Annotated in this window: 10 protein-coding genes; 7 read left to right on the top strand and 3 right to left on the bottom strand. The window is 48.2% G+C overall.

Annotated elements, in window-relative coordinates:
* Window positions 1–265 precede the first annotated feature (265 nt).
* Together rplY and G7083_RS11420 are read right to left on the bottom strand one after the other, a co-directional pair.
* A complete protein-coding gene (gene rplY / locus G7083_RS11415) occupies window positions 266–544 on the bottom strand; it encodes a 50S ribosomal protein L25 (protein ID WP_166014885.1) in 279 nt (92 codons plus the stop codon).
* A 184-nt stretch (window positions 545–728) separates the two neighbouring features.
* A complete protein-coding gene (locus tag G7083_RS11420; protein ID WP_166014886.1) occupies window positions 729–2,504 on the bottom strand; it encodes a DEAD/DEAH box helicase in 1,776 nt (591 codons plus the stop codon).
* Between the two features lie 133 nt (window positions 2,505–2,637).
* Here G7083_RS11420 and rsuA point away from each other — a divergent pair, with 133 nt between their 5' ends.
* From rsuA to G7083_RS11435, 3 genes are all read left to right on the top strand, one after another.
* On the top strand, window positions 2,638–3,333 hold the full coding sequence (gene rsuA / locus G7083_RS11425; protein ID WP_166014887.1) for a 16S rRNA pseudouridine(516) synthase RsuA: 696 nt from the start codon (window positions 2,638–2,640) through the stop codon (window positions 3,331–3,333).
* A 281-nt stretch (window positions 3,334–3,614) separates the two neighbouring features.
* Window positions 3,615–4,820, top strand: a complete 1,206-nt coding sequence (locus tag G7083_RS11430; RefSeq protein WP_166014888.1) for a Bcr/CflA family multidrug efflux MFS transporter — start codon at window positions 3,615–3,617, stop codon at window positions 4,818–4,820.
* A complete protein-coding gene (locus tag G7083_RS11435) occupies window positions 4,820–5,479 on the top strand; it encodes a DUF2913 family protein (RefSeq protein WP_166014889.1) in 660 nt (219 codons plus the stop codon). The genes G7083_RS11430 and G7083_RS11435 overlap by 1 nt, the downstream gene beginning before the upstream one ends.
* A gap of 52 nt (window positions 5,480–5,531) precedes the next feature.
* On the opposite strand, the gene G7083_RS11440 is transcribed toward G7083_RS11435, so the two are convergent.
* Window positions 5,532–6,971 (bottom strand): DUF2867 domain-containing protein, encoded by a 1,440-nt coding sequence (locus tag G7083_RS11440; RefSeq protein WP_166014890.1) that lies wholly within the window; start codon window positions 6,969–6,971, stop codon window positions 5,532–5,534.
* A gap of 127 nt (window positions 6,972–7,098) precedes the next feature.
* On the opposite strand from G7083_RS11440, the gene G7083_RS11445 reads away from it, so the two are divergent.
* The 4 genes from G7083_RS11445 (at window position 7,099) to G7083_RS11460 (ending at window position 12,840) form a co-directional block, all read left to right on the top strand.
* Window positions 7,099–8,475 carry an MATE family efflux transporter gene (locus G7083_RS11445; RefSeq protein ID WP_166014891.1) on the top strand — a complete coding sequence of 459 codons (1,377 nt, stop codon included), beginning with the start codon at window positions 7,099–7,101 and terminating at the stop codon, window positions 8,473–8,475.
* Between the two features lie 125 nt (window positions 8,476–8,600).
* Window positions 8,601–9,272 (top strand): ABC transporter ATP-binding protein, encoded by a 672-nt coding sequence (locus G7083_RS11450; RefSeq protein WP_166014892.1) that lies wholly within the window; start codon window positions 8,601–8,603, stop codon window positions 9,270–9,272.
* On the top strand, window positions 9,253–11,721 hold the full coding sequence (locus tag G7083_RS11455; RefSeq protein ID WP_166014893.1) for an ABC transporter permease: 2,469 nt from the start codon (window positions 9,253–9,255) through the stop codon (window positions 11,719–11,721). The genes G7083_RS11450 and G7083_RS11455 overlap by 20 nt, the downstream gene beginning before the upstream one ends.
* Window positions 11,722–12,840 carry a lipocalin-like domain-containing protein gene (locus tag G7083_RS11460; RefSeq protein ID WP_166014894.1) on the top strand — a complete coding sequence of 373 codons (1,119 nt, stop codon included), beginning with the start codon at window positions 11,722–11,724 and terminating at the stop codon, window positions 12,838–12,840.
* Window positions 12,841–12,931: the final 91 nt, after the last annotated feature.

The following is a 12,931-nucleotide window of genomic DNA, read 5'->3' on the forward strand; positions in this document are numbered from 1 at the left end:
CATTGCACTTTTATTGCAAACGAGTCGGTGTGAGCATGTGGCAATTAATTATGCGAGGCATATCAAGGCATTAAGGTGGCATTGATCGCGATTTCAGCTATGTCAGTAATCGTGCTGTTATGCCAGTGCTGCGGGCCAATACGGTGAAACCCCGATAGTTGGTAGCTATCGGGGTTTCGAATTTTTAGACTTTTCGGTTGGTAAGACCGATGATCTTATTTATGCAAAAGGTTGGATTTGCTCCGATTAATTCCTAGGTAGGGAATTAGATACGGATGAAGTCCATGTGCTCAACTTTTGGCTTATAAGCGTGACGTTGAACATCTTGTGGTTTCACTTTCACTTCTTGGCCGTCGATAACCAGAACGATAGCTTGGTAAAACTCAGGCTTGTCCATTTGGTTCATCACTTCATCGTGGTTCAGTGAAATAGACACTGGAGCTGCTTCACCACCGTAAACGATCGCTGGGAAGTAACCAGTGTGACGTAGGCGGCGGCTCGCACCTTTACCTAGGTCAGTACGTAATACTGCTTCGAATTTCATAGTATTTACTCTCAAATTAGTAAAAAACAGAGTGACAAGACAATGCGACCTTGTCTATGTCGTCAAATTTCTAACCCATTTGAACGGGCGAGAAACGAGCGCGGATACTAGCATTCATCCAACCATTGAGCAACTAAAAAACTCGATTTACGCAGTGTGCTACCCCAATGCCAGTCTTGTTCGGTTAAGCGGTTAGACTTGAGCGTAATGGGTGATCGATGTCGGAGGTAAACTCATCGGCAAAAACGTGATCGCGTATTACCCAAAAACGACCGGATTTACGGGCAATCACAAATAACGGTGGACGAAAGCGGTGCTGATGATCCACCACTTTACTTGGCGTTGCCGCATCAAAAGGGCGATGTTTATCTGCCAAATGCGGACGCACAAATTGATCGCGAAATCGCTGTTTTTGGCGCGCAGTGGTTAATGGCCAAAAGTGGTGAACTTGCAGCCCATTGTCTCCGTGATAAGTGACTTGTAACTGACTCTTGCCTTGCACGTCTTTATGCACCAGCAAGCTCATCTCAAGGCATTCAAACACCAAGGCATCTTTGAGATTCAGCGCGTCTTTGAGTTTTTTATCCGGATCGACTAGCGTAGCATCGCATTCATGGCAGATGCGCGCGGCAATGTCATTATCCGCTCCGCACTGATTGCAGTATTTGGCCCGAAAACGATAGCCACAATGTTCGCGCTCGCCGCTCTCTTCATCGGTGAAATAGCCTTGGCAGCGGCGACCATAGTGCTCAAGCAAAAAGCCGTTAGCATCCAGTTTGCCCCAAAAGTTATTATTAAAACCGCAAGCCGGACAGGGGATGGTGATAATTTCACTGTCTGAATCCGGCTTAGGATCGCCCACTTCAGGTTGATACAAATCATATTGATTGCCAGCGTAATCGAGCACTAAACAGTCGGTTTTGCCTTCGGCGAGCCGTAATCCTCGCCCGACAATTTGTTGATACAAGCTGACTGATTCGGTCGGGCGTAAAATTGCAATTAAATCCACGTGCGGCGCATCAAAGCCGGTGGTGAGCACAGAAACATTGACTAAAAACTTTATTTGGCACAGCTTAAAAGCTTGAATGATGCGATCGCGCTCTGGGGTTGGCGTATCACCAATCACTAATGCGGCTTGCTGATCCGGTAGTAATCGATAAATTTCTTCAGCATGACGCACAGTGGCAGCAAAAATCATTACCCCTTTGCGCTGGTGAGCAAGCTCAATGATCTGCGCGATGATTTGTGGGGTCGCACGCTGTGATTGCTCGATCACGAAATCGAGTTCAGATTCACGATAACGGCCGGTGTTGGCGGGTTTCAACTGTGAGAAATCGTAACTCATCACCGGAGTATCAATCAGTTTGGCAGGAGTAAGAAAGCCCTCATCGAGTAGATAATGAATCGGCAGTTCGAAAATACAGTCGCGAAAAAAACGCGTTTCGGCGCTGCGCACCAAACCTCGGGTATGGTATTGATAAATCCAGCCCATGCCGAGCCGATAAGGGGTGGCGGTCAGTCCTAGCACTTTCATATTAGGATTGAGCTCTAGAAGATGCTGAATGACTTTTTGGTAGCTGCTGTTTTTATCATCCGGTACCCGATGACACTCATCAATCACCAACAAAGAGAACGGATCGGTAAATTCGGCTAAGTTACGTACCACCGATTGCACCGAAGCAAACACCACCGATTGATCGGTTTCTTTGCGGCCAAGACCCGCGGAAAAAATCGCACCACTTAAACCATAGCCTTCATATTTAGCGTGGTTTTGTTCGACTAACTCTTTCACATGCGCCAGCACTAAGACTCGTCCCCGAGCAAGGCGGGCGAGTTCAGCAATCACTAAGCTTTTGCCCGCTCCGGTCGGTAGTACGATCACTGCTGGTGTCGAATGCTGGCGAAAATAGTGCACTACGGCTTTAACCGAGTCTGTTTGATAAGGTCGTAACGTATACATCCGCAGGGGGTTACCGAGGTTAGGTTGGCAATTGGCGGGTTTTGCACCGCTTGATGTGTATCGCAAGTAATTGCGCTGGGTAATTATGCTGTCAGGTCTGTATAATAACCGACTTCCAGCCAATGAGGTAAGCATGCGTTTAGATAAATTCCTGTGTGATGCGCTCGGTACTACGCGTAAAGAAGCGACGATGCTTCTCAAAAGCGGTGAAGTAACCGTTGATACAGTGGTGCAAAAAAGTGGTGCGTTTAAGCTTAAACCGAACTCGCGGGTTGAGTGGCAAGCGCGTGAAATCAGCGTTCAGGGCCCGCGCTATATTATGATGCACAAGCCTGAGGGTGTGGTGTGCTCGCACGAGGATGGGTTTAATCAAACCGCCTTTATCTTGCTCGATGAAGTGAATATTCACGATCTGCACTTCGCTGGACGTTTGGATGTTGATACCACAGGCTTGCTGCTGATCACCGATGATGGGCAATGGTCGCACCGCGTGACATCGCCCAAACACAAATGTGAAAAAACTTATCGTGTGTGGCTGGCTGATCCGATCCAAGCCGATTATGCTGAGCAATTTGCACAAGGCATTGAACTGCGCAACGAACGCGAACTGACCTTGCCCGCTCAGTTAGAGATAATCAGTGCCACCGAGGTTCTGCTCACCATTCACGAAGGCAAATACCACCAAGTGAAACGGATGTTTGCAGCATTAGGTAATAAAGTGATCGGCTTGCACCGTGAGCGGATTGGTCAAATTATGTTGGATGAGCAACTTGAGCCGGGTGAGTATCGTTATTTAACGGAATCTGAAATCGCTTCGGTTTGGAAATAGTTTTGGTTAGGAAAAATCGCTCTAGTTTGGCAACAAAAACGGTTTTTTGAAATCGATGATTGCTCAATTAAAACAGGTGAATGGCGATGTTTTTGACCATAATTATACCCAAACCACTTGGAGTTGCAGGTAGGCGGCAAGTGAATGAGTCCCCATGAGCATAGGTAAACTATGTGATTGGGGTGAAGGAACCTAGCCAACACCGCTGCAGCTTCAAGTACCAAGGGTATAACATGTTAAAACATGATTTTTAATACCACCAGTTAGCTTGACGGAGAATTATGTCAGCCCCAACTCTCAACGCTCAACAAGCACCTCAAATGAGCTTGTTACTTTATATTGTGCTCGGTGCGCTTGGTGCTTTGACGCCACTCGCGATCGATATGTATTTACCTGCTATGCCGACCATTGCCCGTGATTTTGGCGTTAATGCTGGTGCAGTACAAATTACCCTGACCGCGTATACCGCCGGTTTTGCCATCGGGCAACTGCTGCATGGCCCGATGGCCGACAGTTTTGGTCGTCGTCCGGTGATGCTATGCGGGATTTTTCTGTTTGGGATTGGTGCCGTGGCCAGCGCCACCACTAATGGTATCGAAGCATTAACCTATATTCGTGCCGCACAAGGTTTTGCCGGTGCCGCGGCCGCGGTGGTGATCCAAGCCGTGGTACGCGATATGTTTGATCGCGAAGATTTTATCCGCGCGATGTCGTTTGTCACCTTAGTGATCACGCTGGCCCCGTTAGCCGCGCCGATGATCGGTGGTCATTTAGCGGTCTGGTTTGGTTGGCGCTCGATTTTCTGGGTGTTAGCGCTGTTTGCCGTGCTAGTGATTGCGATGGTGCTGTGGAAGATCCCAGAAACGCTGAGCGAAGAGAACCGTCAACCGCTACGTTTTCGTAATACCATGCGCAACTACTTTGACCTGTGCAAAAATCCGGTCGCGATGGGGCTGATTTTCTCCGGTGCTTTTTCGTTTGCTGGCATGTTCGCTTTCTTAACCGCTGGTGCGTTTGTTTATATTGATATTTATGGTGTTAGCCCTGATCAATTCGGATATCTGTTTGGGCTCAATATTATCGCAATGATCGCGATGACCAGCCTCAATGGTCGCTTTGTGAAAAAAGTCGGCTCGCACAATATGCTGCGCTTTGCACTGTTGATCCAACTGCTGGCTGGGATTGGTCTGTTTATTGGTTGGTTACTGAATTGGGGCTTGTGGGGAATTGTACCGTTTGTGGTGCTGTTTGTGGGCACTATCTCGACCATTGGCAGTAATTCAATGGGGCTATTGCTGAGCCGATACCCACGCATGGCGGGCACCGCTTCATCGTTAGCCGGCACACTGCGTTTTGGTACCGGATCGGTGATTGGGGTGGTGGTCTCAGCACTACCCGGTACGCAAACTTGGCCGATGATCTTGGTGATGGCGGCCTGCTCGGTATTATCGGGTGCCTTCTATTGGATGTTAGGAAAAAATGCATAATGGCAAATTACTATTTAGAAATTCAACAAGTGGTCAATACGGCACTGGCGGAACTCGCGGCGGAGCATAAAGCAGGCAAACTAGCCAATGCACCGGTGGCGAATAACCATTTTTTAGTGCATTGGGTAACCAAAGCGCTCAAGGCCCAGCGTTTTGACCGCTGTGTGGGCGATGATTTGACTCAGTGGCAAAAAGCGGGGCGTTCGAAAGGCAACCAGTCGCAACTGTTGCCAACCTTTCAACGGATTTCGGCGTATTATGCGCATTTTTTTGCTGAACAAGACAATAAACCGATCACCGATCAGCAGATTGAAGCTTTTCTGGATGAGATGGAGCAAGCGGATTGGGAAGTTTCAACCTCTGAGCCGTTGGTCAATGCGGGGAAAGTGCAGATTTTTACTGATGGCCAAAATTCACTGGCACTGTGCTCTGTACAATGTGAAGCATGTTTTGACGGAGAAGTGTTGGTTAAACCGATGAATTGGTTTGTACGTGGTCACCATGCGGCTTTTATCGAAAAAGCGTTTGCGGCTGGATTTATGGTACATAAGCAGACCGATTATAAATCGAATGTTAAATATCACGGCGAGTACCTGATTTTTCCGGCCAACCATGGCACCCAGTTGGCTGAAATTCCACTCTCTTTTCGAGTTGAATAACGCTTTCTAATCTGAGTCATCTTTTGGTTAAGTTCAGGTATGTGAGATCCCGTCACTGATGGTGGCGGGATTTTTTGATAATAGCGCGTACCATACCGCGAAAAATAAACAGGTGCGCTGGCATCATGGCATACCAATACAGCAAGCCTAGCCAACCTTGTGGATGCCACCACGCCGTGATGCTAAGGCGTCGTTGAGTACCGAGATCTTCAATCATAAATTCTAAGCGGCCTAAACCTGGGCCTTTCATACCAAATAATAATGACAAAAATTGCTGCGGTTGGCAGCGGATCACTTTCCACGAATCGATAAAATCGCCAACCTCCAATTCCGCACCAGCAGGGTGATGTCGGATCGGTGGCTTACCACCAAATAGTACATCTAACCATTCACGAATTCGCCACAAGCCATTAGCAAAAAAATAGCCTTGATCGCGCTGACCAATCGTTTGGATCACTTGCCATAATGCGTGGCTGCTTAATTCGGTGTGGATACTGGCTCCGGCTCGCTTAGGATAATAACCAAACCCCGGTTGCCAGCGTTGAATGGCGTTAGGATCAAATCCCCAAATTTGGCTACGTACGAAGGTTCCCTCACTATTGATGGCTTGAGTGACGGCGTCACGATAAGACAACAAGGTTTGTGGATAGCGTGCGCTAATCGCGCGGTTATCTGCGATGAAATCGTGCGTCAATCCGGCCAGTAGAGAGCGACCAATCGCGCTGGGTACTGAGGTTACTATCCCTAACCAGTGTGAAGCGATATAAGGAGTAAGCCAGCGAGTTGACCATAGCCGAAAGGGTTTGCCTGTCAGTTGGCATAGTTGGCGAAATTGTTCGCGATAACTCAATATCTCCGGTCCACCTAGCTCGAAAATTTGATGGGTTGCGGGCTGCTCTTGTGCAAACTGGAGTAGATAGGTATTCAGGTTGCTCAGTGCAATCGGATTGGCTTGCGCGTCGACCGATTGTGGGGTGATTAATATGGGCAGGTTATACACAAAATCACGCATGATTTCGAAGGCAGCGGAACCGGCACCAATGATCACTCCGGCTCTAAGTTCAGTGATTGGGACATGAGACTGACGTAAAATTTGTCCTGTTTCATAACGCGCTTGCAGATGGGGAGATCGATGAGATTGTGGCTGCAGTGAACTTAAATAAATGACCTGTTGTACCCGACTATGGCTAACATCGAGAGCCTGTTTGACGTTGTGGGCCAATGACAGTTCGTAATCGACAAAATCACCGCCGTGCGCCATACCGTGCACTAAGAAAAACACCAAATCGTAGTCGGGAATGGTGGCGAGTGTTTGCTGGCGATCGGCGAGATCTAAACGCAGAAGTGTCAGGTTAGGATGCGTGGGTAAACGGGCATTGAGATCATCTATGCTGCGCGAAGCTGCAGTGATTTGATAGCCTGCTTCTAGCAGTCGTGGCAGCAGTTGTGCTCCCACATAACCGGATGCTCCCAGTACTAATACTTTTTTCATCTACCCGCCTGTTTAATCGTTTGTTGTGACTATGCTCACATGAGTATAATAGCCGCAGTTTTTTTCTGCTTGCTATGTCCTTCACTAACCTAGAAAAAGGACGAGCATCACGCTTTGGAGTGATCTTGTGTCTGTTGTCTCTCACGTTTTATCCCACATGCGAGGGGATTTTTTTCGCCGTTTGATCGCGATAGCGCTGCCGATCACCTTGCAAAATATCATGTTCTCCAGCCGTGGTTTAGTTGATGTTTTGATGCTCGGTCAGCTAGGTGAAGCAGAAATTGCCGCGGTCGGTGTAGCCGCGCGTGCCACTTTCGTGACCACCATTATGCTGGTTGGGGTCACCACTGGTGGGGCATTATTAACGGCGCAATATTGGGGGGCTGGCGATCGCAAAGGGGTACGTGAAAGTACCGCGCTGACCTGGTTAGTCGCCAATTTCTTCGCGTTGTTTACCGTATTGCTGTTTTTATTTTTTCCACAGCAAATTATGTCACTCACCACCGAGTCTGAGCAGGTGAATGCACTGGGCAGCCAGTATTTGATCATCACTGCTTTGACCATGTTTGCGGTGGCATGTGTCAGCAGCATGGCGGTAGGGCTACGGGCGATGCATAAACCCGGTGTGAGCACATTTTTCAGCGGTATCGGCATTGTGGCCAACGTGGTGCTGAACTGGATGTTGATTTTTGGTCATTGCGGCTTTCCTGCGATGGGGATTGAAGGCGCGGCAATTGCTACTTTGTTGAGTTGTGCCATCGAAGTTGCTTGTTTGTACAGTTATCTATATGGCAAACAGCATTTAATGGCGTTTGGTTGGCTGGATATAAAAGCGGTGTTGGATTGGCCGAAAATTAGCCGTTTTTTGCGCTTGTCACTACCGACCACCTTTAACTTTTTAGCTTGGGCTGCAGGTCTATTTACCTACCATGCGATCATGGGACAAACTGGGGTGCAGGGACTCGCGGCATTATCGGTGATGACGCCGGTTGAATCGATTTCACTGAGTTTATTGATTGGGATGTCGAGTGCCGCCTCGGTCTTGGTCGGCAATCAACTGGGAGCAAAAAATTATCAAGCCGTTTATTATCAAGCCATCGGTGTGACAATCTGCAGTGTGATTGTCGGAGTTCTGGTCGCGATCACGCTTTATACTGTGCAAACCCCAGTACTGGATGCCTTTAGTGCGTTGAGTCCAGAGACGCGTGCGCTGTCAGAGAAATTTATCGTGATCATGTGTATCGGGATCGTGCTGCGCTCACTGCCGATGATGGTGATTGTCGGTGCACTGCGTGCTGGGGGAGATGTAAAATACTGTCTCGCTCAAGATATAGTGGCGCAGTGGTGTATCGGTATCCCACTGGCGGCGTTTGCCGCGTTGGTGCTGAAAGTTGATCCAGAATGGATTTATTGGCTGTTTCTTACCGAAGAGTTGGTGAAATGGGGGAGTTCATTACACCGTATGCAAAGTAAAAAATGGATGAGAAATCTGATTGAAAAATAAAGATTAATTGTTGGATATTTGCAAATTAATGCATAAGGTGTGATCGGCTAGCCAAAATACTTTCTCCACTTAGGGTTTTGGTGTAGATTCTGGTTCCAGTTCCATTATCGGCAATGAGTGGTTTGATGCTACAACTAATCGACCTATGCAAAGGCTATGTAGACGGCGATGAATTTCATCCGGTTTTGCAGGGCGCTGAGTTGAGACTGAACCTCGGGGAGCAGTTAGCACTGATGGGCGAAAGCGGCTCAGGTAAAAGTACACTGCTCAATTTGATTGCTGGTCTTGATAGTGCTGATTCTGGGGAAATTTGGTTTCCCGGATTTCCAATGCATAGCACCTCTGAGCGCCAGCGTACCGCCTTTCGGCGTGGTAATATCGGGCAGATTTTCCAACAATATAATTTACTACCGACCTTAAATCTTGCCGATAACATCCGTTTCTGTCGCCAGCTTAAAGGGTTGCCTGAAGATGCTGAACTGTGGCGACAAATTCTTTCCGCACTCGATTTAATGCCGTTGCTTGGCCGTTACCCAGAAGAAGTGTCTGGTGGTCAGCAACAACGTGCCGCGATTGCACGGGCTTTGTATATGGAGCCGAAGATCCTGCTCGCTGATGAGCCAACCGGTAGTCTTGATGAGCGCAATGCCGAAGCGGTGATGCGCTTATTAACCAGCTTAACCCGTGAATTAAACTGTGCGCTGCTGCTTGTCACGCACAGTGAGACAGTGGCGCAGCATATGGATGGCTGTATTCGCCTGCAAGGAGGACAACTGCATGTTATGGCCCGTAGTTAAGGCACTACTTGGGCATTATCGACGCTATCCATTACAGATTTTTCTCGTCTGGCTCGGCTTGACACTCGGTGTTTCGTTATTGGTTGGGGTGACCGCGATTAATCACCATGCCAGACAAAGCTATGAGCATGGCGAAAGATTGTTTGCTAACCCTCTGCCTTATCGAATCCGCTCTAAACTGATCGCCAATAAAATTCCACAAGGTTTTTATATTCAATTGCGCCGTGATGGCTTTGAGCAATGTGTACCTTTTGATGATTATCGGATCAGTACCCGCGCAGGACTGGATATCATGCTCCAAGGGGTCGATCCTGTTGCTTTACTCTCACTTGACAGTGGTAAGACCTTAAACCAGCAAACAGGATTGCGTCTGATGCAGCCGCCTTATCCGGTGATGGTCAGCCAAGAGTTGGCTAAATTACAGGGCTGGCAAGAGGGTGATCATATTGCTTTGGAGGATGATTCAAGTCTTGGGCCGATTACCATTGATGCCCACAATCAAGTCTCCGGGATGCGAGTGATTGCCGATCTGTCTTTGGTGCGCAGATTGAAAAAAGGCTCAGGACTGACGGTGATCGCCTGTGCTGATATGCCGCCCGCCAAGCTGGATAGGCTGAAACAAAATTTGCCCAATGGCTTAACCTTAACCCGTAGTACCCGTTCAGAATTAGAGTCGTTAACCCAAGCTTTTCATCTCAATTTAACCGCCATGGGAATGTTGGCTTTTTTGGTTGGCATCTTTATTTTTTATCAGGCGATGTCACTGTCGATGGTACAACGACAGCCGTTGGTGGGAATGCTCAGACAGCTCGGGGTCAGTGGTTGGCAGCTCATGCAGGCAATGCTGGTTGAATTATTGCTTCTAGTTTTGCTGTGCTGGCTATGTGGCAATGTATTCGGTTTATTGTTGGCCAATCAGTTAATCCCTGCAGTGGCAAGCAGTTTGGGCTATTTGTATAACGCGAATATAGATTTGGCGATTGCTTGGAACTGGTCGTGGAGTAGCTACAGTTTATTGATGGCGCTATTTGCCGCAGTGGCTTCTTGCGCTTGGCCTTTAGTGCGTTTATTGCGCTCGCAACCGATTCGTTTATCCGCCCGCCTTTCACTGGTGCGTTTTGCTGGTAAGGAATTCAAGTTACAAGCGTTGTTGGCTTGTGTGTTGGTGATGGTGGCGATAGCCCTTTATCACGTCGCGCAAACTCAGCAATCCGGTTTTACCATCATCGGTTTAATTTTGTTGAGCGTGGCACTGATTACGCCATATCTAATTTGGACGTTGTTCACCAGTTTTTCTTACACTTTACGCTGGGTTAAAGTTCGTTGGTTCTTTGCCGATGCGGCAGCGAGTATGAGTTATCGCGGCGTTGCCACGATGGCCTTTATGGTGGCGTTGGCGGCCAATATCGGCGTGGAAACCATGGTTGGTAGTTTTCGCGATACCACTGATCGCTGGCTAAGCCAGCGGCTAGCGGCAGATCTCTATCTCTATCCTAGTAATAGTGTTTCAGCGCTGATGAGTGATTGGCTGGAAATACAACCTGAGGTGAACTCGGTATGGCAGCGCTGGCAAAAAGATTTTACTTCGCAACATGATTCGGTACAAATCGTCAGTACTGGCCCTTCAGAAGGTGAATTAGACTCACTGACGGTAAAACTTGGTGTGATGAACTACTGGTATCATTTACATCATTCCCGTGGCGTGATGGTCAGTGAATCAATGGCGCTTAAACTCGGTATTCGTCCCGGAGATTCGCTCGATCTGCCTGAGCCAATCGGGGCAAATTGGACCGTACTCGGCGTTTATTACGATTACGGAAATCCGTACTATCAAGTGATGGTCTCACATCAGAACTGGATCAACGCGTTTGCTGGCTCTGGCAATGTGGTGTTAGCCGTGGTGCTGAACGAAGGGGTAACGGGTGAGGGGGCGGCCGGTGAAAGAATTAAGCAACGTTTGAATGCTATTTTTAGGCTCAGCGCCGATCGGGTGGTCGATAACATTCATCTACATAGTCATGCCATGCGCGTGTTTGATCGTACTTTTTCGATCGCTAGTACGCTCGGCAACATTACCTTGTTGATTGCGGTGTGCGGGATCTTCTTCTCGACTTTAGCCGGTGAAACTTCTCGTTTACGGCATATCTCATTACTGCGTTGTCTTGGTGTTTCTGGCAAAGAGTTAGTGTTGATCGGTGGCATGCAGTTATTGGTGTTTGGCGCGATTTCATTTTTGATCGCATTGCCACTGGGGCTGACTCTGGCTCACTTGGTGATTGATTTGGTAATTAAACCCTCATTTGGTTGGACGATGCCATTGCAAATTGTGCCCGGAGAGTATCTGCATACTATCGGCTGGGCGATGGTCGCTTTGATGCTAGCAGGAGCCTTGCCGGTCATTCGCTTGGCGCGAAAATCACCGATGAAATCATTGCGAGAGGCGCTATAAATGCTTGGTCTGCATAAACGTGGTTATCAATGGCTCGCGATTGCGCTCGCGATACTCTTGGCCGTGAGCTGCTGGGTAGGTTATGAGCAAGATGAAAATCTTAATCAAGGATACAATACTGCGTATGCTCAACGTGCTACTTCTCCAGCGGTATTTGAACCTGTGCTGCCTAATCATCCGGTACGTTTACCGAGCGATTTTTTTTCGCGCCCTGAATTTGCCCAAGAGTGGTGGACGCTATATGCCTTGCTGGAAGATGAACAAGGTAAGTCACTGAGTGTACAGTGGAATTTTCTGCGTTTAGCGCAGGATGATCGCAATAGTGTCGGCTGGCAGACCCCGCAGCTTTATTTCTCTTCGGTTGTGATTAATGGCCAAAAGATCGCGTTGCGCGATCAAAAAATGGCTCGTGGTGGAATTGGCCAAGCTGGAATTGGTAAGCAGCCTTTTCGGATGTGGATTGATAATTGGTCGTGGCGCTCACTTGGTATTGGGCCGTTTCCGGGCCATTTACAACTGGTAACGGATAAATTTAGCCTTAATCTACAATTATTAGCTCAAGGGGCCTATCGCTTAGCGGGTGAGCAGGGATATCAAGTCCGGCAAGATTTACTGGCGCTGGCCAGCTATCAATTTGAACAACCCAATATTGTGCTGCAAGGAGAGTTAGCCCTCAGTGGTACGCAACCGGTACGGCGTGTCACTGGCCGAGCATGGTTGAGTAAAGAGTGGGGCAGTGATTTGGTTGCCAACGCACAGATCGGTAGTGATCGCTTGGTGATCCCACTCAGTGATGAGCAGTGGTTAACAGTTAACCGTGTCCGCTATCAAGGCGTCGCGGATTATGTTTATGGTATGTTTCATTCGCGCCATGCTCCGAGCGTGGTGTTAACTGATCAAGATATTCAACTCGAAGCACTTTCTGTATCGGTACTCAGTAATGGTAAACGTCTGCCACTGCGTTGGCGGCTGGTGATCCCTAAGTTGCAAATCAATGTGACGATTGAGCCACTGGATAAAGAGGCTTGGCACTCGTTTCTGATCCCTTACTGGGAGGGGCGGATTAAAATTTTAGGCTCACATACGCAAACAGGTTTTATACAGTTATCCGGCTACTGATTGGGATACATCACGGTGATGGGATTTCGCGCTGAAAGCGTGTGAACGATTTTTGTGGTGAATACGGCAAGGAATTGTGTTGCGATAATAT

It is taken from the genome of Vibrio sp. HDW18 (genome assembly GCF_011306175.1).
Taxonomy (GTDB): domain Bacteria; phylum Pseudomonadota; class Gammaproteobacteria; order Enterobacterales; family Vibrionaceae; genus Vibrio; species Vibrio chanodichtyis.